A 22,886-nucleotide genomic window follows, 5' to 3' on the forward strand; every position below is an offset into this window, starting at 1 on the left:
CACCCCCTCCGGGCGGGTCAGGTCAGCAACAACGGTACGCGGCCGCTGGTCGACCGAGGACGCCGACATTATGATCAGTCCACCCGATTCGGTTCGAGGACTAAGGACGGCCCATGACCAGGACTCGCCGGACCAGGGTTCGACTCCGTCTCCTGCGCGCGACGATCGCCGGGTCGCTCATCGCGGTCGGGGTCGGCCTCGGTGCATTCAACGACTGGTGGGTCGCGCTGTTCTTCGGGATCCCCCTGGTCTTCGCCGGCATCGCGGTCAGTCCCCGCGCTTCCCGGGTGTCGGAACTGCCGGAGTTCCGGCGCGCCACGTCGCCGGACGCCCCGCAGGTGGAGGTCGAGGCGCTCACCCGCAGCAGCCTGACCGCCGACGACTCGCAACCGACGATGGTCACCGCGAGGATCAACCCACCGAACGACACCGCGTACCGGGCGCGCTGGATCACCTCGATGACCAAGGGGAATTTCCAGTCGCTGACCGACACCCCGTTCACGACACTGCCGCCGGATGCTCTCCCGCCCCGCGACCAGCCGGAGACCCCCGAATTCGACGATCAGCCCGGCCGCTGGGCGCTCGTCTATCCCGCGGTCACCCTGCTCGTGGCCGGCGCCTTGCTGTTCGGTGTCGCCGGCGGGTGGCACGTCGAGGGGCCGTCGCTCTCCGGGTTCGATTCCGCGATTGATTCCGACGACGAGGCCGACGAAGACAACGCGGCGACTCTCGCCGATCACCATCGGCGGATGCTGGATGCAATCGCTGAATACGCGGGCCCGCAGGGCGTACACAACGTGCTGCAACTCGACTACGAGATCGGCTCTCCGTCGGCCTCTGCGCGCGTCTTCGATCCCACTACCGGCCGTGCCAGGACGATCAACATCGGTGACGGGTACTCGAATTCGTCAGTCGTGCCCAACACCGAAAGAGCGAACAAGACCTTCGACGCCGCGGCCATCGACCCGAACACGCTTGGCTCACTCGCCGACCCGATGGTGGCGGCGGTCCGGCCGTACTCCACCGAACCGGAACTGGACAAGGTGGTCATCGAACGGCGCGGACCGGACGGTCCGGTATTGATCACCGGGACCATCGAACCCGACGAGGGCGTCGTCGATGATTACGTTGTCCAGGCGACACCCGACGGCACCGTCGCCGAGTTCTTCGACCCCGCGGACTTCGCCAAGTCGTTTGAACTGGCACGACGTGAACTGGCGGCTGCGCGTGTCCCTCTGGACGCACCCGTCATCGAGGAGTTCATCATCCAGGGGACAGCGGACGGTGTGTCCCCGGTCACAGCGAGCATCATCCAGAACTCTGGCGGGGTCCTGGTCCGGTACCGGCTCGGCGACCGTGGCGGCGAAGTCGCCGTCGCGCCCGGCGAATTCCCGGTGGCCTCTGTCAGCGAAGGCCGTTACCGAAGCGAAGGCTTCCGCTTCGACAGCATCTCGGCAGACACCCTCGACCAGGTCAGGGCCGACTTGATGAGACGTGCGTCGGTCCCGGAGTACGACCGCGATGCGGTGGGCGTCGAGGTCGAACGCAACCGCATCGACGAGGCTCCGCAGTTCGTCATCCGCATGGACATCGCCAACACCGACGACGCCGAGGCGGTCTATTCGTTGGACGGACGCTTCATCAAGGAAGGCCGGTACTGACGCCGGAGCCGGCCGGCGCGACCACACTGGCCGGCCTCACACCTTCGGCGTCCCCGCTTCCAGCGCCCTCCGCGTGACGGCCTGCAGTTCGGCCACCGCCGCTTCGGGCGGATGCAGCACCCCGCGATCGGTCATTGTGGTGACGATGTCGCGGACGCGGCCGTAGTACGTCGCCTGCTCGGCCGGCGTGCTGCTGGCGGCGGCGTGGTTGTAGAGCTTGAGCGCGCGATCGAGGTCGTCCTGATCGGTCTGCTCCAGGTAGCTTGCGCCCACCCGCCGGCCGTTCTTCTCGCAGGCGATCCAGGCCCGCCGCAGTCTGGCGACGGACTGCTGGTAGGCGTCGGCGCGCGAGCGGTTGTCCGGGTAGTCGTCGGTCCGCAGAGCCATCGCCTCGTCGAGCGCGAGATGGAAGGTCTGCGTCTGTTCGACCGTCACGTCGGTCACGGCCGGATACCTCAGCAGCATGGCGGGATCGAGTTCGTATGTTCCGTAGGCGCCGAGGACCTCGTCGTGGCGACGCGCCGCTTCCTCCCACAACCGTTGCGCCGCTTCGTCAGAACCCGCGTCGGCGATCCGGGGCCCGCCGGATGCGGGTCGGGTCAGGTCGACCGTTTCGTCCGGCGGGGCGCTCGCCGCTGCCGCCCGCGACCCGGCCGGCGTCGGGGCGCCCTTCTTCTTCGTGGCGATGCGTTCGGGCGCGTGCCGGCGGAGTCGGGCCAGGATCTCCGCGACCGCCGGATCCCCCTCGACGACGGCGACCCGCCAGAACTCCGTCTCGGGCGTGTCGTCGGACTCGTCCCGCGAGCCGGGTGGCGTCCGGTCGGCGGGAACGGGCTCACCGTCCCGGCTCGCGAAGGTGAGTTTCAGATACTTCTGCCCGACGACCGTCAGGTGACGCGCACGCTCGCCGGCCATCTCCGAAGTCGCGTCCGCCGGCCCACCCACGGCCACCGTGACGAGCGAGTCGAGCGGGTAGCCGACGAGTGTGCGGTCCTCGTTCCCGAAGTAGACCGTGTCGTCGTCGACGGTCAGCAGGACCGCGCCGCGTTCACCGAGCCGGCCGAAGGCCGCCCCGAGCAACGACGCCGCGATCGCGCCACCGACCACCGCCGACGTGATGAGACCGTCGACCCCGGCGATGTTGAGCGCGACGAGTGCGATCATCCCGGCGACCATGAGGACCCAGGCGGCGGTGGCCGAACGATGGTGGCGACCGGTCAGGTACTCGGTCCGACACGTCACCGGGACCATGGATCCCCCACATTCGTCATATCCATCCCCTGTCCGGTCGGCTACCGTTGTGCACGTGAGTTCCGGCGAACACCGCATCAGCCTACGCATGGCCTTACTGCTCAGCGCGGTGATCGCCGCGGCCGGCACGATGCTCGTCGGCCCCGGGTCCGCGGTCGCCGCTCCCCCCGCCCCCGGCTTCGTCGGCAAGACCTACACCTCGACCGCGGTGGCCGGGGAGCAGATCCCCGGTGGCGGACCGCTGGAGGTCAGTTTCCCCGCCGCCAACCGGATCGCTCTGTCGGCCGGCTGCAACCGACACATCGGCGACCTCCGCGTCGACAACTCGCTGTTGCGCCTGGGTTCCCTCGCCTCGACGATGATGGCCTGCCCCGGGCCGCGCGCCGAGGCCGACACCTGGGTCACCGAGTTCACGAAGGAACCGCTGACCTGGTATTCGGTCGGCCACGCGCTCATCCTCGTCGGCCCCGCGGCGCAGGTCCTGTTGACCGAGAAGCCGGCATGAACCGGCGGATACCGGTGACGGTGACCGTGACGGGTGCCGCCGGCAGCATCGGATACGCCAGCGTCTTCCGCATCGCCGCCGGCGCGATGCTCGGTCACGACCAACCGGTTGCTCTCCGACTCCTCGAACTCCCGCAGGCGATCTCCGGCGCAGTCGGCACCGCGATGGAACTCGACGACGGCGCGTTCCCCCTCCTGAAGTCCGTCGACGTCCTCGACGATCCGCGCAAGGCGTTCGACGGGGCGAGTTTCGGTCTGCTCATCGGGGCCCGTCCGCGCACCAAGGGCATGGAGCGCGCCGACCTGCTGGCCGCCAACTCCGACATCTTCGCCGCCCAGGGCTCGGTCATCAACGACGTTGCCGCCGATGACATCCGGGTGATCGTCGTCGGCAACCCCGCCAACACCAACGCCGCGGTCGCCGCCGCCAACGCGCCCGAGGTCCCGGCCGACCGGTTCACCGCCCTGACCCGCCTCGACCACAATCGCGCCATCGCCCAGTTGGCCCGACGCACCGGCGCGGGCGTCGACGAAATCAGCCGGGTCACCGTGTGGGGCAACCACTCCGCCACGCAGTACCCCGACATCTTCCACGCCCGGGTCGGCAACCGAAGCGGCGCGGACATCGCCGCCGACCGTGACTGGCTCGTCGACGACTTCATCCCGACCGTCGCCCGCCGTGGCACCGCGATCATCGAGGCTCGCGGATCGTCGTCGGCGGCCTCGGCGGCGAACGCCACCATCGACCATGTCCACGACTGGGTGCTCGGGACACCGCCCGACGACTGGACGTCGGTGGCGCTGCCGTCCCCGGGAGCCTATGGAGTCCCCGAGGGACTCGTGTGCTCGTTTCCGGTGCGCTCGGTCGACGGCCGGTGGCAGATCGTCGAGGGTCTCGACATCAACGAGTTCTCGCGGGCGCGGATCGACGCGTCGGTCGCCGAACTCCAATCCGAGCGCGAGGCCGTGTCCACCCCGTAGTGTTTCTGCTCATGTCGAAGAAGGACAAGGCGAAAAGGGCCAGGATCGGGAACAAGGTCTACGAGGCGGAGTTGTTCCGGTTGCAGACCGAACTCGTGAAGCTCCAGGAATGGGTCCGTGACAGCGGCACCCGCGTCGTGGTCATCTTCGAGGGGCGTGACGCTGCCGGCAAGGGCGGAACGATCAAGCGCATCACCGAGTATCTGAGCCCACGGATCGCACGGGTCGCCGCGCTCCCGGCGCCGACGGATCGCGAACGCGGACAGTGGTATTACCAGCGTTACGTCGCGCATCTGCCCGCGCCCGGCGAGATCGTCCTGTTCGACCGGTCCTGGTACAACCGCGCCGGCGTGGAGAAGGTCATGGGTTTCTGCACCCCCGAGGAGCACTCGCGGTTCCTGCGGCAGACCCCGATCTTCGAGCAGATGCTCATCGACGACGGCATCCTGCTGCGCAAGTACTGGTTCTCGGTGTCCGACGACGAACAGCTCAAGCGGTTCCGGTCACGCATGAACGACCCTGTGCGGCAATGGAAGCTGAGCCCGATGGATCTCGAGTCGGTGTACCGGTGGGAGGACTACTCGCGCGCCAAGGACGAGATGATGGTCCACACCGACACCGCGCTGAGTCCGTGGTACGTCGTCGAATCCGACGTGAAGAAGCATGCTCGCCTGAACATGATCTCGCATCTGCTGTCGACCATCGAGTACGCCGAGGTCCCCCGCCCCCGCGTGTCGCTGCCCAAGCATCCGATCGAGTCGGGCAACTATCACCGCCCGCCGCGCTCGCTGTCCAAGTACGTACCCGACCACGTGGCGACGCTGATCCGCACCGACCACTGATGTGGATCGGGTTCTGCGAGTTCGACTATCTGCTCGGTGACGTGCACTCGCTGAAACAGAAGCGGTCCGTGGTGCGACCGATCGTCGCCGACCTGCGCAAGCGGTACACGGTGACGGCTGCCGAGGTCGGACACCTCGACGTCCATCGGCGAACCGTCATCGGGGTCAGTGCGGTGGCCGCCGACCGCGGACATGTCGTCGACGTGCTCGACGCCGTCGAACGTTCTGCGGCAGCCCATCCCGAAGTCGAGTTGCTGTCGGTGCGACGCCGGGTCGTCAGCTCGGAGGACTTCTGAGGTCGTCGACGACCCCGGCGGCAACCGCGGCCCGGCGGTAGGCGGCCGCGAGGGACTCGACCGTCTCGTGCGCGTTCAGTCCGCTCGGGTTGGGGACCACCCAGAGTTCGGCCCCGTCCCACGTCTCGTCCTGCCGCCCCGGCACGGCATCGCGGCGCCCGAACGCGCTGCGATACGCGGTGATCCCGGCGACCGCGACAACCCGTGGGCGGATCTCACGAACCCGTTCGCGCAGGCGGCGTCCCCCCTCGCGGAACTCGTCGACGGTCAGTTCGGCGGCGGTCGCGGTGGCGCGTGGCACGACGTTGGTGATCCCCACGCCGCTGTCGAGCAGCATCGTCCGGTCGGCGTCGGACATGCCCGTCGATGCGTCGATCACGTGGTCGACGATGCCGGCCCGGGCGAGCGCCGGGTAGAACCGATTGCCGGGCCGGGCGAAATGCGCACCGGTGGCCGCGGTCCACAGGCCGGGGTTGATGCCGACGAACAGCAGCTTGCAGCCCTCGCCCACGAGGTCGTCGACGGTGCGGTCTCGGTAGGCGAGCAGGTCGGCCCGGGTGAATCCCATCAGGCACACCGGGTATCCGGCCGGGCGATGCGGGAACGCGTCAGGATGCCGTCTCCGCACCGTGTCGGGCCGACACGCAGAACTGGTTGCCGTCGGGGTCGGCGAGCGTCACCCACGCGAAGCCGGGCATCTCACGATCGGCGATCCGGCTCGCGCCCGCCGCCACGAGTCGATCCACCTCCGTCTCGAGATCGTCGGTGGTCAGGTCCAGATGGATGCGGTTCTTGCCAGGTGTGGGGTCCTCGACCTGCTGGAACGCGAACAGCGGCCCGCCCTCCCCGACCGCGACGACGACGAAGTAACCGTCGTTGTCCTCGACGATGCGGCCGCCGAGCTGCTCGGCCCACCACGTCGCCAGGGGCGCGGGCGCGAGTGCGTCGACGGTGATCATGCCCAGTGCGAGACTCATGCCTGCCAAGCTACTCCCGGCCACCGACATCCCCGGGCGGTCGCGGGCAGATCGTCGGCACGTTCGCCGCTAGCCGCCCGGAAGGACCCGATCACCACTTACACTCACGCTGATGCTCGAAATCTCCTATACGGTCTTGGGCGGCCTCGGGGCTCAGATCGGTTCCGACCCCGTCGAACTCGGCACGCGCAAGCAGCGGGCGACACTCGCCCAGCTGATCCTTGCCGAGGGTGTTCCGGTGCGCGCCGACAGTCTGATCGAGGGCATCTGGGGCGATTCGCCTCCGGAGCGCGCAGAGGTGTCGCTCCAGTCCTACATCTCGGGCCTGCGCAAAGTCCTCGAGCCGCATCGAAAGCCTCGGACTCCCTCCACGGTCCTGCTCACCCACGGGACGGGGTACAGCCTCCCGACGGCCGCCGACAACGTCGACGTGCGCCGGCTGACCGCCCGGGTCGGCGATGCTCGTGCATTGATGCAACAGGGCGACGCGGCGGGTGCCGCACCGCTGCTGCACCAGGTGCTCGCCGACTATCGTCCCCTGCTCCCCGAGTTCGAGGGCCTCGCCTTCCGGGACGAGGCCGCCGATCACCTCGACCGCATGCTGCAGGCGGCGCGGGAGATGTCCTTCGAGGCCCGCATGGCCGACGGCGACCACCGCCTGCTCGTCACCGAACTGGAGACCGAGGTCGAACGCGCGCCGCTCGACGAGGGTTTGTGGGTGCTGTTCGCCACCGCCCTCTACCGACTCGGCCGTCAGTCCGACGCACTCGGGGCGATCGCCACCGCCCGCCGGACCCTCGCCGAGGAGATCGGCGTCGACCCGGGACCCCGTCTCCGCACCCTCGAACGCGACATCCTCGACCACGCTCCGCATCTCGACGCCCCGGCCGCCACCGCCGCGGGCAAGGTGACGCTTGCGCCGGACGTCCCGGCACCGGGCCCGCGGACGTCGGCGCAGTCGATGACGGACGAATCGGTCGACGACGCCGACCTCGACGACGGCCCGTCGGTGGTCGGCCGGACCGACGAACTCGCGGCATTGCATCGGGCGGTGCTCGCCTCGATGACAGGACACGGCGGCGTGGTCGTGGTCGAGGGCGAGCCGGGCGCGGGCAAGACGGCGCTCATCGACGAAGCCGGCCGTCGGGCCGCGGGCGCCGCCGACCTCCGGGTGCTGTGGGGGCGCTGCGTCGACGACCCGGCCGCACCCTCGATGTGGCCGTGGGTGCAGATCCTCGGTGCGGTCCTCCCCCGGCTCGATCCCGCCGATCGGGAACGACTCCTCGACAGTTCACTCGGCCGGATGGTGACCGAGGGCGTCAACGTGATCCCGCCGCCCCGGCAGATGCCGGACGCGGCCGCTCGATTCCAGTTCTACGACCAGGCCGCCGATCTCCTCGAGGGGGTGGCCGCGACGTCGAAGCTGATCATCGTGCTCGACGATCTGCAGTGGGCCGACGGTGCGTCTCTGGAGTTGTTCGCGCACATGGCCGCCCGACGCACCGCGGGGGTCACGTTCTTCGCCTCGTTGCGTTCGCCGTCGAACCGGCCCGTCGTCGCCACCACCCTGGCGACGCTGGCCCGGTTGCCGGAGCATCGCCGCCTCCACGTCGGCCCGCTCGGCGGCGACGACATCTCCGAGCTCATCCGGCGCGAGACCCGGCAGTGGCCGGAGGTCGCCACCGTGTCGTCGATCCAGCGACGCACCGGAGGCAACGCCTTCTTCGTGCGCGAACTCGCCCGCATCCTGGCCGACCGGGGGTCCATCGCGGGCAGCGCCGTCCCGTCCGGCATCCGTGATGTGGTGCGCCAGCGACTGGTCGGCATGTCCGCGGCGACGACCGAACTACTCGAACTCGCGTCCCTCATCGGGACCCGCGTGGACCTGGTCCTGCTGGCGACCGCCGCGAAGCGCCCGGTGGACGAGGCGCTCGACCTCCTCGAACCCGCGGGCGAGGCGGGTGTCATCGATCTCGGACCGGAGGATCCGTTCGGATTCGGCTTCAGTCACGACATCATCCGGGAGGCGATCGCGGACGGCATCGCCGCCATGCGCGCACGGCGACTGCATCTCGCGATCGCCGACGCCCTCGCCGGCAACTCCTCGCCGCATGCCGTGGCGAGAGTCGCGCGGCATCTGTGGTCCGCCGGGCCGCTGGCCGACCGTGAGCGCACCACGACCGCCCTCCTCGCGGCGGGGAACATCGCGCTGCGCACCTACGATTTCGACGGGGCGCGCCGGCATCTCGGGGATGCGGCGACGCTCGCCCGCGCGACCGGTGACCAGCAGGCGGAGCTCGTCGCGATCACCACCCAACTGGCCGGAGACGTCGCGGCGCACGGGTACTTCGCCGCCGATCCCGAGCTGCAGGACCGCGCCCGTGTACTCGCCTCCGCCCTCGGCGACGCCCGGCTCCTCGCCACCCTCGATTACGCCCGCTGCGCGGCCCACATCCAGATCGCGGATGCACACACCGGCCACCGTCTCGCGGAGGATCTGCGTCGGCGCGCCGAGAGATCCGACGACCCGGTCGTCACCCATCTGGGCATGCACGCCGCCGGCATCGACGAGTTCACACGCGGCAATTTCGGTGCGGCGCATCGCATCCTGGAGGACTATGCGCCGATCGACGTCGTCGTCGACGGTCTCCGCGACGATCAGCTCGCGATGGCCCGCGGTTTCCGCGCCTGGGCGGCGACCGTGCATCGCGGTGTCGACGCCGGCCGAGACCTCTTCGCCGCGATGGCCGATGCCCATCCCGATCCACGGTCCCGGCTCGCCATGGCCATCTTCGCCGTCGGCGCGGCGTCGATGCTCGGCGACACGAGGTGGGTTCTGGACGCGGGCCCGGCCATCACGTCCGACGGCGTCGGGCCCCTCGCCTACCTCCGTCGCGGCGGCGAACGCATGTACTGGTGGGCGCGCGCCCTCACCGGCGACCTCGACGACGCCCTGGAGCACATCGAGCGACTGGGTGCCGACGAGGTCGGTATGGAGGATCACCCGCGGACGGGTGAGGGCTACTGGCTGGGTCTGCACGCCGAGGTCCTCGTCGTCGCCGGCAAGCTCACCGACGCCGCCACACTGCTCGACCGGGCCGACGACTTCGCCGACCGCACCGGTGAACGTTATGCCGACGCCCACCGCCTCCTCGTCCGCGCACGTTACGAGTACGCCAACGGGCGTCCGGCGTCCGTGGTCGGCGCCACGCTGGCGACCGCGCGCGACACCGCCCGCGCGCAGGAGGCGGCCGGGTTGATCCGACGGATCGATTCGCTGGCCACGACCTGGGGTCTGACGTCCCCGACCTGAGTCGCCAAGTCCGCCTCAAGTCGCCTTCAAGCGCCGTCGGCGACCCTGGTCAGGACTCCGGCGTCGTCCGGAGCCCGACGAATTCCGCCGGATCGTTCCGGCCGCGACCGAGGACCTGCCGATGCCCGCAACACCCGCCTCCTCCCTGCCCGAGCACGCCGAGCGCCTCACCGTCCGGACCCGTACCTCGGTCCTCGCGCAACTACGCGACCGGATCGCCGGCGACGTCTTCGGCCCCGGCGATGCCGGCTACCTCGACGCGCGATCCGGCTTCAACCGGCTCGACGTGCACCGCCCGGCCGTGATCGCCGTGCCCGACAATCATTTCGACGTGGTCGAGGCGGTCCGCTTCGCCGTCGAGGAAGATCTACGCGTCGCCGTCCAGGCGACCGGTCACGGCACGGGGAGACCGGCCGACGGCGGACTGCTGATCAACACCTCCCGGCTCTCGTCGGTGAGCGTCGACCCCGTCACCCGGACCGCCCGGGTCGGCGCCGGCGCCCCATGGCAGACGGTCGTCGACGCGGCGGCGCCGTACGGTCTCGCGCCACTGATGGGCTCGGCCGGCGGGGTCGGGGCGGTCGGTTACACGCTCGGGGGCGGTTTCGGCTGGCTCGGTCGACGCCACGGCCTCTCGTCGGACCGCGTGCTCTCGTTCGACCTGGTGACTCCGGACGGGACGCCGATCCGGGTCACCGACACCAGTTTCCCGCACCTCTTCTGGGCGTTGCGCGGCGCCGGCGCCGGCGGTCTCGGTGTCGTGACGTCCATGGAGATCGCGCTCGTCGAGGTGTCGACCGTATACGCCGGCAACCTCTTCTATCCGGCCGCCGACGCCGAGGAGATCATCCGCCGGTTCCGCGACTGGGCCCCCGCCCAGTCCGAGGAGCTGACGTCCGCGGTCGCGATTCTCAACCTCCCGCCCACGGACGACGTCCCGGCGCCGCTCCGCGGCCGGAGCTTCGCCGTCGTGCGCGGCTGCTGGTCCGGGGATCTCGACGCCGGTCGCGCGGTCGTCGACGAATGGCGCGAGTGGCGGACGCCGGTCGTCGACATGTGGGGTGCGCTGCCGTTCGCGGCGATCGACGCCGTCAGCATGGACCCGACCGAGCCGATGCCGGTGATGGTCACCACCGAATGGTTCGACGATCTCCCCGACGTGGCCGTCGACATCGTCGCCGCGCGGGTCCGGCCGGCCCCGGCGTCGGCGCCGCTCATCGTGTGCGGCGAGATCCGCCACGCCGGTGGAGCGATCGCTCGCAGCGCGGACAACGCGCCCAACGATCGGGGGCGACAGGGCCGGTTCCTTCTCGAACTCGTTGCGGCGGTGCCCGATCCGCACGTCGCATTGGCCGTCGAGTCGACGTTGCGGGTGACCCGCGCCGAGCTCGAGCCCTACGTGACCGGCGCCGCCTACCTCAACTTCACCTCCGGCTCCGAACGCGTCGCCCGGGCCGCGGACGCGTTCAGCGCGGACAACCGTCGCCGGCTCGACGAGATCAAGGCCGCCCTCGACCCGGCGAATCGCTTCTGTCACGGCGACCTGTGATCGGCCGACCGGACGGCGCACTTGCCCCGGGTGGCCGGATGTGGACTGATGGTCGGCATGTCTGAATCGTCCGAACCCCGGCACGATCGCACCCCAAACGACCGGCCCCTGCTCGTCGTCGACGCCGCCAACGTCGTGGGTTCGGTGCCCGACGGGTGGTGGCGCGATCGCCGCGGAGCCACCGAACGGTTGCGGACGCGTCTCGATTCCGTCGCCGTCGGCGGACTCGAAGGACTGCCGGGGCCACTCGAGGTGGTGCTCGTCGTCGAGGGTCGGGCCCGCGGTGTCGTGGCGAGCGAACAGGTCCGAATCGTCGACGCGCCGGGTTCGGGGGACGACACGATCGTCGGCGTCGTCGCGGATTCGGATCCTCGTCGCGAGCGCATCGTCGTCACCGCCGACCGTGAATTGCGGGCCAGAGTCGCGCAACTGGGCGCCCGGACGATCGGCCCCGCCGCCATCCCGAGGTGACCGGGCCGGAGTCGACCGTCCGTTTGACGTCCTATTTTTCCGTTCTGGTGGCGGTGGGATGCCACCCGCCCGATAATCCTCAGAGCGTCGGCGACTGCCGACAACGGGAGGATTCCATGACCGAAGTCGATGTCCTGATCGCCGGCGCGGGCCCCATCGGCTTGACCGCCGCCATCGAGCTGCGCAGGCGCGGAGTTCGCGTGCGGATCGTCGATCCGCTCCTCGAACCCCCGCAGTACGCCAAGGCGGTCGGGATCCAACCGCGGACGCTCGAGGTCTTCGAGAGCATGGGCGTCGTGAAACAGGTGCTCGACGCCGGGCTCGAGATGCGCGGACAACTCGTCTACGTCAACGGAAGTCAGGTCTCGCGGGTCGATCTGTCGACGCCACCGGATGTGCCCTACCGATTCCACCTGCTCCCCCAGTACGCGACCGAGCGCATCCTGCGTGCGCGCCTGACCGATCTGGGTACCGAGGTCGACCGGGGCACCGCCGTGTCCGCGTTCGACCAGGACGCGGACGGGGTGACCGTGACGCTCACGGGTCCGGACGGGGACACCACCGTCCGTGCGGGCTATCTGCTCGGCGCCGACGGCGCCCACAGCGTGGTGCGCAAGGGACTCGGGCTGTCCTTCGAAGGGGCCGCCTTCACCGAGCAGTACATGCTCGGCGACGTCGTGGCGGACTGGTCGATGCCCCAGGGGTACGCGATCCGCTCGATGCACCAGACCGCGGACGGCACGACCGACGACCAGCTGGTGTGCATCCCCCTTCCCGGCCGCGGCCGCTACCGGATGTCGATGCTCGTCCCCGACGAACTCGCGGTCGCACCGACCACCGGCGGAGACGGTGTGGCGCACGGTTTCGAGGGAACCCGGGCGCCGGAACTGTCCCACATCCAGGCCGTGGTCGACCGCCTCGCACCGGAACCCGCGACGGTGTCGAACCTGCGCTGGTCCTCGGTGTTCCGGATCAGTCACCGCATCGTCGATTCCTACGGTCGTGGACGCGTGTTCGTCGCCGGCGACGCCGCCCATATCCACCCGCCCACGGGTGCGCAGGGGATGAACACCGGCGTGCAGGATGCACACAACCTCGCCTGGAAGCTCGCCCTCGCTGTCGCGGGTGTCGGCTCCGACGGGCTCCTCGACAGCTACGACCTCGAACGTCGGCCCGTCGGCGAGGAGGTCGTGGGACGCACGGTCCGGGACGCCCGCGAGGGCATCGGCGCCGATTCCAACGACTTGGACTTCATCATGCGGCGCGAGGGCCAATTGCTGATCTCCTACGCCGACAGTCCGCTCGTCGCCGGGTCGGCGGTGCCCACGGCGCCGGCCGCGCCGCGTGCCGGTGAACGCGCACCGGATGCCGCCGGCCTCAGCCGCGATTCCGTCAATTTCCCGCTGCGACTGTTCGACGTGATCGGCGGCGTCGACCATTCGCTCGTCCTGTACGCCGACCCCACCGCCGGCGCCGACGAGGTCGCGGTGCTCGAATCACTCGCCGACGAGATGTCGACGAAGGCGCACGGCCACCTCGACATCCATGTGATCGCCGCGCCGACCGCGCAGGTCGGCAGCACCGAACTACCGCTGCTCCGGGACACCGACGGCCGCTTCGCCGATGGCTACCGCCCCGACGGTTCGACGGTGTTCGTCATCCGTCCCGACGGGTATGTCGGGTACCGCGGGCCGACCACCGACGGCAAGGCCGCGCTGCGTCACCTCGAGGGCACCTTCGGGTAGCGGCGACACCTCGTACCAGCGCGCGCCGTGTCGTCCGATCTCTGTCCGACCGGGGCCACCGGCCGCGCACGCCGTAACCTTGGGGATCGTGACCAGCAGACCGGCACCCAACCGCCCCCTGTTCCGGGCCGCGGGCGTGCTCGCCGACCGCATCGGCACCTCGGCCCGGCAGCGCTCCGCCGAGTCACGTCTCGGCCGCGCGATGGGTGCCGGCGAGGTGATCTACCTGGTGGCACCGGCCGGCCACCCGAACTACGGCGACGAACTGATCGCAAGAACCTGGTTGCGGCACCTGACCCGGGTGCGTCCGAATGCCACGATCGTGCTGGACTGCCACAGCCCGGGCACGGCCACGACGCTGCTGCGCGATGCCCACCCGAACATGCTCGTCGTCGACACCCTGTGGCAATTGACCACTTACGCCGCGGAGGCCGAACAACCCGCGCCCTGGGAGTGGGTCGGCGCCGCCGCCCTCGACTCAGGTCTGGCGCCGCGACTGACCGCCGGGATCGACCTCCTGGAGTCGGCGACCACCATCCACCTCCTGGGCGGCGGCTACCTCAATACCGTGTGGCCACACCATGTCTCGTTGTTCGTCGCAGCTGCCGCAGTGGCCCGGCGCTCCGGGGCGCGCCTCGCCGCGACGGGTCAGGGACTCGTTCCCGCGCTGCAGGGCGCCGCGTGGGCGGCGTTGACCGAGGCGTTCGCCGCATTCGACGTCGTGGACGTGCGCGACACCGCGTCGTACGACGTGCTCGACGGCGTCGTCGGCGCACGGCATTCCGGCGACGACGCGTGGCTGGCCTTGCACCGACCGCGACCTCCGCTGTATCGCGAGATGGATGCACCGGCCGAGAACGGCGTCGTCCTGTGCTTCCAGTCCGATCTCACGGAGCGGTTCACCGGACCGCGGGCGACCGGCGTCGAAGCCCTGGCCGACTTCGTGCGGGCGACGCTCGACGCCTGGGACGTACCCGGTTCGGCGGTCACCGTCGTCGAGGGAATCCCGGGGCACGATTACGAGGTTCCCTACCGGCTCGGAACACGTCTGGCCGGTGCCACCGTGCGCACCTTCCGCGACGTCTGGAACGACGGGTTGCCCGCCGGTCACCACAACACCTGGATCAGCACGCGGTTCCACCCGCACCTGATGGCCGCGGCCGCGGGCGATCCCGGGATCGCGGTCGCGGCGATGCCGGGTTACTACACCACCAAACATTGGTCACTGGTCGAGGCCGGCTCGGACTGGACGGTGGTGGATTCCGGTACGTCCGTCCCGGACCGGCCGTACGGGCGGGGTTTCGACCCGGTGGCGCGGGAGCGGGCCGTCGCCTCGAAGCTCGCCACGGCCGTCGACATCTACCCGGTCTCGCCGGCGCTGGCGCACCGCATCTGACATACCCGCCCCGGACGTTGTCCCATTTGCGCCAAGTCGCCTCGGTGCGCCGACCTGCCGTTAGAGTGACCACATGAGCCGAAACCCCGTGCGCGCCACGGCCCTCCTCCGCATGGTGACGATCGGTGCAGCGGCCGTACTCGGCCTCGTCGCATGCTCACCCTCGGAGACGGCATCCGGTGCGGGATCGTCGAGTGCAGCGCCCGGCTCGGGTCAGACGACCTCGGTGCCGGCCGACACCGCGGCGGCGTTCCAGAAGGCGATCGACGACACCCGGGCCGCCGGGAATCTCCCCGGCGTCATCGCCCGGGTCATCTCACCGGCCGGAACCTGGACGGGGACGTCCGGGGTCCGGGCGGCCGGCAGGGACGATCCCATCCAGGCGGCGGATCACACCCGCATCGGCTCGCTCACCAAGACGATGACGGCCACCCTGCTGCTGCAGCTCGTCCAGGAGGGCCGCGTCTCGCTCGACGACCGCATCGACAGGTTCGTCCCGGACGCCCCCAACGGCAGCGCGACGCTGCGCCAGGTCGCCGACATGACCAGCGGCATCCCGTCGTACACCGCGTCCGAGTCCTTCGACCGGAAGTTCTTCGCCGACCCCGAATCCGTCTGGACGCCCACCGAACTGGTGGACACCGCGAAGGCGCTGCCACCGAGCTTTCCGCCGGGGCAGGGCTGGGAGTACTCCAACACGAATTACGTCCTGCTGGGCCTGGTCATCGAGAAGGTGCTGGCGAAACCCATCGGCGAGGTCTTCGCCGACCGGATCTTCACCCCCTTGGGCATGGACGAGTCCTCGTGGCCCGGCGGGTCGGTCGAGATCCCCGATCCGCATCTCGACGGCCTCACCGATCAGGGTCAGCCCGACGGGCAGACGGTCGACTCGACGCGCTGGAATCCGTCCTTCGCGTCCACCGCCGGTGCCGTCATCTCGACCGTCGACGACCTGCAGAGCTGGGGTGAGGCCTTGTTCACCGGGCAGGGCGTCCTGAATCCGGCGACCCAGCAACTGCGCCGGGATTCGATTCTCACCTCGCCGCCACCGAACACCGCCACCTCCGGATACGGAATCGGTATCGGCAACCGCGACGGATGGTGGGGTCACGACGGGGATTTCCCCGGATACAACACCTCGTTGTTCCACAACTACGATTCGGACACGACGATCATCATCGTGATCAACACCGACGACGCGATGACGGTCGACGGCAAGTCGACGACCCCGGTCAGCGCCGTCCAGGCCGGCCTCATCGCCGCGCTGCCCTGAGACCCCGGTCCCGGCGTAAGGTCGGCGCATGGCCAGAACAGTCGCGAAAGCCGATGGTGTCGACCGTGCCGAACTGCTGGAGTTCATCCGGCCGCGCCACCACATGATCCTCAGCACCGTCCGTTCCAATGGCAGCCCGCAGATGTCGCCGGTCACCGGTGGGGTCGACGAGCAGGGCCGCATCGTCATCTCGACCTATCCCGGCCGGGCGAAGGCGGCGAACCTCCGGCACACGCCGGTGGCCAGTGTCGTGGTGCTCTCCGACGACTTCAACGGCGCCTGGGTCCAGGTCGACGGTGATGCCGAGGTCCTCGACATGCCCAAGGCCGAGGACGCGCTCGTCGACTACTTCCGCAGCATCTCCGGTGAGCACCCCGATTGGGACGAGTACCGAGCGGCGATGCGAACACAGGGCAAGTCGCTGATCCGCATCACGCCGACGAGGTGGGGTCCGGTGGCCACCGGCGGATTCCCCGCCGAGGTCGCGGCCCGGCTCGACGCGCAGGACCGATGAGCGCACCGGCCCGCCGGACGGACCCGATCGGTTGACCACCGGCGCCGACATCGAGATCCGCGGGTTGACGAAAAGCTATGGCGGACACCGCGTTCTCGACGGCATCGATCTCGAGATACCCGCCGGCAGCGTGACCGCCCTGCTGGGGCCGAACGGTTCCGGCAAGACCACGACCGTCGGCATCGCGTCGACCCTGTTCCCCGCCGACTCGGGGACGGTGACGATCGGCGGATACGACACGTTCGCGCAGACGCGTGCGGTGCGCGCGATGATCGGTGTCACCGGCCAGTCGGTCGCGGTCGACGAATTGTTCAGCGGGCGCGACAATCTGGTGCTCATGGCCGACCTACGACGGCTGGGCCGACGCAACGGACAGGCCCGCGCCCAGGAGTTGATCGAGCAGTTCGATCTGATCGCGGCCGCCGACCGCGCGGTGTCGACCTACTCCGGCGGCATGCGTCGGCGCCTCGATCTCGCCATGACTCTGGTGTCCATTCCGCGAGTGATCTTCCTCGACGAACCGACCACGGGTCTCGACCCCAGGAGTCGACGGATGCTGTGGGAGACCATCTCCCGGCTCGCCGCCGAAGGCGTCACGATCTTCCTCACCACGCAGTACCTCGAGGAGGCCGACCAGCTCGCCGACCGCATCGCCGTCCTGGACCACGGCCACATCGTGGCCGAGGGCACCGCCGCCGAATTGAAGAGCCGGGTGCACGACTCCGAGGTGCGCCTGACCTTCGCCGACCGCGACTCCTTCGACAAGGCGGCATCGCTTCTGCCGGATGCGCGTCCGGTTCCCGAAGCACGACGCCTCGACATCGCGACCGACGACACCGTCACCACTGTCCGGACCACCTTGAACCAGCTGGAGGCCGCCGGCATCACGGTCACCGACGTCGGTGTCCACGCCCCGACCCTCGACGATGTGTTCTTCGCGCTCACCGGCAATCCCGCTTCCGCGGCCGCCGATGCCGACACCGGCGAACCCGGTGCCACCGACCCGGATCCGTCCGGAGCCGCCTCATGACGACCCTGGCACACACGGTGTCGGATTCGCGGGTCATGGTCCGCCGCAACGTTCGGCGGCTCATCAAGTTCCCGGTGCTCACCGTGATGCTGGTCGGCATCCCGGTGGTCTTCCTGCTGCTGTTCGTCTTCGTGTTCGGGGGCCAGCTCGGCGCCGGGATGACCACGCAGTCCGGCGACAGCGGGCGGGCCGCCTACCTCGACTATGTGGTGCCCGGGATCGTGCTGGTCACTGTCGCGTCGGCGGTTCAGGGCACCGCCATCGTCGTTGCCATGGACATGACCTCGGGGATCATCAACCGTTTCCGCACCATGGACATCGCTCGCTCCGCTGTCCTCACCGGTCACGTACTCGCCAGCCTCCTGCAGGCGCTGTTCAGCATCGTCGTGGTCCTCGCCGTCGCGGTCGGTATCGGATTCCGGCCGTCGGCCGGTCCGCTCGACTGGCTGGGCGCGCTCGGCGTGACTTCCGTGTTCTCCGTCGCGCTGATCTGGCTCTCGGTCTACCTCGGGCTGGCGGCCAAGAGCGTCGAGACCGCCAGCAACACACCGATGTTCCTCACGATCCTGCCGTTCCTCAGTACGGGGTTTGTCCCGGCCGAATCCCTACCCACCGGGTTGCGGCAGTTCGCCGAGTACCAGCCCTTCACCCCCGTCATCGAGGTCCTGCGCGGAACCCTCACCGACGCTCCGGTCCACACCGCGAGTGTTGTCGCCTCGCTCGCCTGGAGTCTCGCCATCGGCGGGGCCGCATTCTTTCTCGCGCTGCGAACCTATGAGCGGCGACGCATTCCCGGATAGTGTCGAGGGCGTGCCCGAGAAGGTGGACTTCAAGAAGACGCTGGACTCGTACAAGGCGCGGCGCGGCCAGTTCCGCATTCTCGACGTTCCGGCCATGCGCTACTTGATGATCGACGGATCGGGCGACCCCAACTCGACACCACAGTTCGCGGCGTCGATCGAGACGCTGTATCCGGTTGCGTACAAGCTGAAGTTCGCAAGCAGTCGTGAACTCGGCCGTGACTACGTCGTCCCGCCACTCGAGGGGCTCTGGTGGGCCGACGACATGAGCACCTTCACCGGCGCCCGGGACAAGGGCCGCTGGAGGTGGACGCTCATGCTGATGGTTCCCGACTGGATCGGCGAGGACCTGCTCGACGCCGCTGTTCTCGAGGCCGGCGCGACGAAGCCGCCGCCGCGTCTCGCCGATCTACGCACGGAGTCGCTGGACGAGGGGTCGTGTGTTCAGACGCTGCACCACGGGCCGTTCGACGACGAGGGGCCGGTGCTGGCCGAGATGCACGATCGGTTCATACCCGACAACGGCTTACGCATGTCGGGCCGTCACCATGAGATCTACTTCAGCGACTTCCGCCGAGTAGCTCCGGAGAAACTTCGGACCCTGCTGCGTCAACCGGTCGAGTCCTCGTCCTCCATCATCCCGTAGCGAAAGATGGCTGAAAGCAGGGTTTCTCGTTACGAAGTCCCGCCGGCCGGCGTCCATCCGAGTGCCGGTCCGAGCTGCCCGGCGAGATCACCCACGATCTGCAGGTAGTCCGGCTCGTCGAAGGAGAACGGCAACGCGAAGGCCACCTCGGTGGCGCGTTGGAATCCCGCGTGCTCATACAGTCTCTCGGCGAGTTCATCGGACGGTCCGACGAGATCCGGCGAGAACAGGAGGCCTCGCGGACCCTGCGGGGTGAGCGTGCGCTCGAACCGACTGTCGGCATACGCCCGGTACTTGCGGATCTGGTCCGCGGTCGCGGAATCCGTGGGGATCACCACGAGCCCTTGGGACACGCGCGCACGGTCGGGGTTAACGTGATGGGCACGGTAGGCGTCGATGTGTTCGGCCTGGATGGTCGCGAAGTCGCGCGACTCCGTGCCCTCGGTGGTCACCACCGAGGACGTCAGATAGTTGATGCCTTGCCGGCCCGCCCAGATCGCCGAGCTCAATCCACCTCCGTACCAGACCCGATCGGCGAGACCCGGCGAATGCGGTTGCACCCGTCGGGAGAACGTCTCTATCCCGACGGTGCCCTCGAAGTCGCTGACGGGTTCGCCCCGCAGGTTGTCCAGGAGCCTCACCACCCGGTCCTTCGAGAAGTTCTCCAGCGCATGGGTTTCGGGATACAGCGCGGTCTTGAAGTCGTCGTAGCGCATCGGCACACCGACGGAGACCCCCGGGTTGAGCCGTCCCCCGCTGAGGATGTCGACCGTCGCCAGGTCTTCGGCCAGCCGCAGCGGATTCTCCAGACCGAGCGGGATCACCGCGGTACCGAGCTCGATGCGACTGGTGCGCACCGCCGCGGCCGCCAGCAGGGCCACCGGCGAGGAGATGCCGTACTGCAGATGCCGGTTGCGCACCCACACGCTGTCGAAGCCGAGTTGCTCGGCCAGCTCGATCATCCGGAGCGTCTCGAGGTGACCGGGGCGCGGGTCGTCACCGTCGAAGCGTCCGATCGTCAGGAAACCGAGCTTCCGGAGTGGTTCACCGCGTCGTGGCATGCAATCGATTTTCACACCGTCTGGCAGCGGAGACATGTCGGCGAATCAGGGTGGGTCGAATTCTTCGAAAGTCACACCGGCGCGCCGCGTCTATAGTCGGGGCACACCGCCGCCGACCGAACGGATCGCCATGCCGCCCACTGTCGCGGAGAGGATCGTCGAGGAACTCGAGCGCGCCGGAGTCCGGCACGTCCACGGGTTGCCCGGTGATTCACTCAACGGTTTCACCGATGCCCTGCGGAGAAACGACACCATCTCGTGGCGACATGTGCGACACGAGGAGTCGGCGGCGTTCGCCGCGTCCGCCGAAGCCGCGCTCACCGGTGAACTGGCGGTGTGCGTGGGAAGTTGCGGGCCCGGCAACCTGCACCTGATCAACGGACTGTTCGACGCACACCGCAGTCGTGTCCCGGTCCTCGCGATCGCCGCGCACATCCCGGCGACGGAGATCGGCACCGGCTACTTCCAGGAGACCCACCCCGAGCAGCTGTTCCGGGAATGCAGCGCCTTCTGCGAGATGGTCGGCACGCCCGACCAGATGCCGCGCCTGCTCGACATCGCCCTGCGCACCGCGGTCGAGAAACAGGATGTGGCGGTCCTCGTCATCCCGGGCGAGACCTTCCTGGCGCCGTGCCCGAAACGGCGCGCCGGCGCCCCCATCCGCCGTATCCCGCGGGTCACCCGGCCCACCGATGCCGAGATCGACCGCGCCGCAGACACTCTCAACGCCTCCGAGCGCGTGACTTTTCTCGCCGGGGCGGGGGTGCAGGGGTCTCACGACGAGGTCGTCGAGCTCGCCCGTGCCCTGCAGGCCCCCGTCGTGCACGCGTTGCGGGGCAAGGAATTCATCGAGTACGACAACCCCTACGACGTGGGAATGACCGGGCTGCTCGGCTTCTCGTCCGGATACCGGGCGATCGAGAAGTGCGACACACTGCTCATGCTGGGCACCGACTTCCCCTATGAACAGTTCTATCCGTCGAAGGCGACCATCATCCAGGTCGACATCCGTGGCGAGCAGATCGGTCGACGCTGCCCCGTCGACCTGCCACTCGTCGGCGATGTCGGCGACACCGCCCGTGCGCTCCTGCCGAAGATCTCCACCGGCCGCGACTCCGAACACCTGTCGACCTCGTTGGCCCACTACGCCACGGCACGTCGCCGCCTCGACGACCTCGCCGACAACGACCGCAACCGGGCACCGATCCACCCGCAGTACCTGACTCGCCTGATCAGCGAGAAAGCCGACCGCGACGCGGTGTTCATCCCCGACGTCGGCTCACCGGTGGTGTGGGCGGCGCGCTACCTCGAGATGAACGGGGCCCGTCGCCTGATCGGCTCGTTCACCCACGGCTCGATGGCCAATGCCGTGTCCCAGGCGATCGGCGCACAGACCGCCTTCCCGGACCGCCAGATCGTTGCGCTCGCCGGCGACGGCGGGCTCGCGATGCTGCTCGGCGAGCTGCTGACCATCACGCAGAACAACCTGCCGGTGAAGATCGTCGTCTTCGACAACTCATCGCTGAACTTCGTCGAGGTCGAGATGAAGGCGGCCGGATTCGTCAACTACGGAACCGATCTGGAGAATCCGGACTTCGCCGCGCTGGCGGAGTCGCTCGGTATCCACGGTCGGCGCGTCGAGCGGCCGGACGACCTGGCCGGTGCGGTCGACGAGCTCCTCGCCCACGATGGTCCGGCGCTACTCGATGTCGTCACCGCTCGGCAGGAGCTGTCCATCCCGCCGACGATCACCGCCGCCCAGGCCAAGGGCTTCACGCTGTACGCGCTCCGCACCGTACTGTCCGGACGCGGCGACGAACTGGTCGACCTCGCCGAGACCAATCTCTTCCGGCGGCTGTTCGACTAGGCGTTTCGGTCCGCAGCCACCTGCAGGCCGAGAATCGCTTCGGTGACACCGGCTGTCCAGGTGGACGTGTCGACACGGTGAACGGCTGACTCCCCCGCATACGCGCTCGATATGACGACGTCCGGGGCAAGAGTGGCCAGCAGTTCGAGGCTCCCCGCGAGCTGGACGGGGTCACTGATGCCCGGGAGATACCCGGCGGTCCACCGCCCCGACTCGCTGCGATAGAGGGTGTCCCCGGTGAACAGGTAGCGGTCGCCGTCGGCGCCGTGCACCAGGTAGCTCGTGCTACCCGGGGAATGGCCGGGTGTCGGGATCACCTCGACCCCGTTGCCGTCCGTGTGCCGGTCCGCGAGCCCCACCCCGATCCGCGCGTAGCGGCCGATCCGGTCCGCTTCGGCGAAAGGAGCGTGCAGTGTCGTCCCGAATCGTCCGTGGATCGCAGCCAGCAGCGGCCCGGCCTCATCCTGATGCGACAGATATTGCTCGTCGATCCCACCCAGGCGGTAGAGCTCATCGAACTCGGAGTCCGACGCAACCGAGTAGAAGAGGACATTTCGAGTCGACCTCCACAGGTAGGCATGCGTGGTCAGTCCCGGGAACGGGTTGTCGGAGCTGGTCTCCCACAGGTCGGCGAATACGCGGCGCATCGATACCTCCACGAGTTGGTTGGATGTCCCACCACGGTGCAACTTCGAGTTCACTTGAAGTC

The 22,886-nt window shown here is 69.1% G+C and carries 21 protein-coding genes; 16 read left to right on the top strand and 5 right to left on the bottom strand.

Annotation, left to right across the window (positions count from 1 at the left end; translation table 11 throughout):
- Window positions 1-113: 113 nt before the first annotated feature.
- Window positions 114-1,661 carry a hypothetical protein gene (locus tag JW364_RS13480; RefSeq protein ID WP_205333678.1) on the top strand — a complete coding sequence of 516 codons (1,548 nt, stop codon included), beginning with the start codon at window positions 114-116 and terminating at the stop codon, window positions 1,659-1,661.
- A gap of 36 nt (window positions 1,662-1,697) precedes the next feature.
- On the opposite strand, the gene JW364_RS13485 is transcribed toward JW364_RS13480, so the two are convergent.
- Window positions 1,698-2,912 (bottom strand): hypothetical protein, encoded by a 1,215-nt coding sequence (locus JW364_RS13485; protein ID WP_205333679.1) that lies wholly within the window; start codon window positions 2,910-2,912, stop codon window positions 1,698-1,700.
- 88 nt (window positions 2,913-3,000) lie between these two features.
- Between JW364_RS13485 and JW364_RS13490 the strand changes: the two genes are divergently transcribed.
- Genes JW364_RS13490 through JW364_RS13505 form a run of 4 tightly spaced genes read left to right on the top strand, consistent with a single transcriptional unit; the run spans window position 3,001 to window position 5,535 of the window.
- Window positions 3,001-3,417 carry an META domain-containing protein gene (locus JW364_RS13490; protein WP_205333702.1) on the top strand — a complete coding sequence of 139 codons (417 nt, stop codon included), beginning with the start codon at window positions 3,001-3,003 and terminating at the stop codon, window positions 3,415-3,417.
- On the top strand, window positions 3,414-4,397 hold the full coding sequence (locus tag JW364_RS13495; protein WP_205333680.1) for a malate dehydrogenase: 984 nt from the start codon (window positions 3,414-3,416) through the stop codon (window positions 4,395-4,397). Before JW364_RS13490 ends, JW364_RS13495 begins: the two co-directional genes overlap by 4 nt.
- Window positions 4,398-4,408: 11 nt before the next feature.
- On the top strand, window positions 4,409-5,239 hold the full coding sequence (gene ppk2 / locus JW364_RS13500) for a polyphosphate kinase 2 (protein ID WP_205333681.1): 831 nt from the start codon (window positions 4,409-4,411) through the stop codon (window positions 5,237-5,239).
- The gene (locus tag JW364_RS13505) at window positions 5,239-5,535 is read left to right on the top strand and encodes a DUF503 domain-containing protein (RefSeq protein ID WP_205333682.1); all 297 of its coding nucleotides are present in this window, start codon (window positions 5,239-5,241) and stop codon (window positions 5,533-5,535) included. Before ppk2 ends, JW364_RS13505 begins: the two co-directional genes overlap by 1 nt.
- Here the strand turns inward: JW364_RS13505 and JW364_RS13510 are convergent.
- Together JW364_RS13510 and JW364_RS13515 are read right to left on the bottom strand one after the other, a co-directional pair.
- Window positions 5,516-6,103, bottom strand: coding sequence for a mismatch-specific DNA-glycosylase (locus tag JW364_RS13510; protein WP_205333683.1), 588 nt, complete (start codon window positions 6,101-6,103; stop codon window positions 5,516-5,518). The genes JW364_RS13505 and JW364_RS13510 overlap by 20 nt on opposite strands.
- Window positions 6,104-6,143: 40 nt before the next feature.
- On the bottom strand, window positions 6,144-6,512 hold the full coding sequence (locus JW364_RS13515) for a VOC family protein (RefSeq protein WP_205333684.1): 369 nt from the start codon (window positions 6,510-6,512) through the stop codon (window positions 6,144-6,146).
- A 112-nt stretch (window positions 6,513-6,624) separates the two neighbouring features.
- Here JW364_RS13515 and JW364_RS13520 point away from each other — a divergent pair, with 112 nt between their 5' ends.
- From JW364_RS13520 to JW364_RS13565, 10 genes are all read left to right on the top strand, one after another.
- On the top strand, window positions 6,625-9,825 hold the full coding sequence (locus JW364_RS13520; protein ID WP_205333685.1) for a BTAD domain-containing putative transcriptional regulator: 3,201 nt from the start codon (window positions 6,625-6,627) through the stop codon (window positions 9,823-9,825).
- 121 nt (window positions 9,826-9,946) lie between these two features.
- Window positions 9,947-11,374 carry an FAD-binding oxidoreductase gene (locus JW364_RS13525; protein WP_205333686.1) on the top strand — a complete coding sequence of 476 codons (1,428 nt, stop codon included), beginning with the start codon at window positions 9,947-9,949 and terminating at the stop codon, window positions 11,372-11,374.
- A gap of 57 nt (window positions 11,375-11,431) precedes the next feature.
- Window positions 11,432-11,845, top strand: a complete 414-nt coding sequence (locus JW364_RS13530) for a hypothetical protein (protein WP_058253226.1) — start codon at window positions 11,432-11,434, stop codon at window positions 11,843-11,845.
- 116 nt (window positions 11,846-11,961) lie between these two features.
- Window positions 11,962-13,590, top strand: a complete 1,629-nt coding sequence (locus JW364_RS13535) for an FAD-dependent monooxygenase (RefSeq protein ID WP_058253175.1) — start codon at window positions 11,962-11,964, stop codon at window positions 13,588-13,590.
- Between the two features lie 88 nt (window positions 13,591-13,678).
- On the top strand, window positions 13,679-14,986 hold the full coding sequence (locus JW364_RS13540) for a polysaccharide pyruvyl transferase family protein (RefSeq protein ID WP_205333687.1): 1,308 nt from the start codon (window positions 13,679-13,681) through the stop codon (window positions 14,984-14,986).
- A 73-nt stretch (window positions 14,987-15,059) separates the two neighbouring features.
- Window positions 15,060-16,259, top strand: coding sequence for a serine hydrolase (locus tag JW364_RS13545; RefSeq protein WP_205333688.1), 1,200 nt, complete (start codon window positions 15,060-15,062; stop codon window positions 16,257-16,259).
- 28 nt (window positions 16,260-16,287) lie between these two features.
- Window positions 16,288-16,773, top strand: a complete 486-nt coding sequence (locus tag JW364_RS13550) for a PPOX class F420-dependent oxidoreductase (protein ID WP_205333689.1) — start codon at window positions 16,288-16,290, stop codon at window positions 16,771-16,773.
- Window positions 16,774-16,804: 31 nt separating this feature from the next.
- Window positions 16,805-17,803 carry an ATP-binding cassette domain-containing protein gene (locus JW364_RS13555; RefSeq protein WP_205333690.1) on the top strand — a complete coding sequence of 333 codons (999 nt, stop codon included), beginning with the start codon at window positions 16,805-16,807 and terminating at the stop codon, window positions 17,801-17,803.
- Window positions 17,800-18,603, top strand: a complete 804-nt coding sequence (locus tag JW364_RS13560) for an ABC transporter permease (RefSeq protein WP_137810024.1) — start codon at window positions 17,800-17,802, stop codon at window positions 18,601-18,603. The genes JW364_RS13555 and JW364_RS13560 overlap by 4 nt, the downstream gene beginning before the upstream one ends.
- A 10-nt stretch (window positions 18,604-18,613) precedes the next feature.
- Window positions 18,614-19,249 (top strand): GyrI-like domain-containing protein, encoded by a 636-nt coding sequence (locus tag JW364_RS13565; RefSeq protein ID WP_205333691.1) that lies wholly within the window; start codon window positions 18,614-18,616, stop codon window positions 19,247-19,249.
- 29 nt (window positions 19,250-19,278) lie between these two features.
- On the opposite strand, the gene JW364_RS13570 is transcribed toward JW364_RS13565, so the two are convergent.
- Window positions 19,279-20,310, bottom strand: coding sequence for an LLM class flavin-dependent oxidoreductase (locus tag JW364_RS13570; protein ID WP_137810026.1), 1,032 nt, complete (start codon window positions 20,308-20,310; stop codon window positions 19,279-19,281).
- A gap of 130 nt (window positions 20,311-20,440) precedes the next feature.
- On the opposite strand from JW364_RS13570, the gene poxB reads away from it, so the two are divergent.
- Window positions 20,441-22,177, top strand: coding sequence for a ubiquinone-dependent pyruvate dehydrogenase (poxB, locus tag JW364_RS13575; protein WP_078113832.1), 1,737 nt, complete (start codon window positions 20,441-20,443; stop codon window positions 22,175-22,177).
- Here the strand turns inward: poxB and JW364_RS13580 are convergent.
- Window positions 22,174-22,824: an MBL fold metallo-hydrolase gene (locus JW364_RS13580; RefSeq protein ID WP_058253222.1), complete on the bottom strand. Its 651-nt coding sequence runs from the start codon at window positions 22,822-22,824 to the stop codon at window positions 22,174-22,176. The two genes, poxB and JW364_RS13580, sit on opposite strands and share 4 nt — an antisense overlap.
- Window positions 22,825-22,886 lie beyond the last annotated feature (62 nt).

It is taken from the genome of Gordonia sp. BP-119 (genome assembly GCF_016924115.1).
GTDB lineage: Bacteria > Actinomycetota > Actinomycetes > Mycobacteriales > Mycobacteriaceae > Gordonia > Gordonia hongkongensis.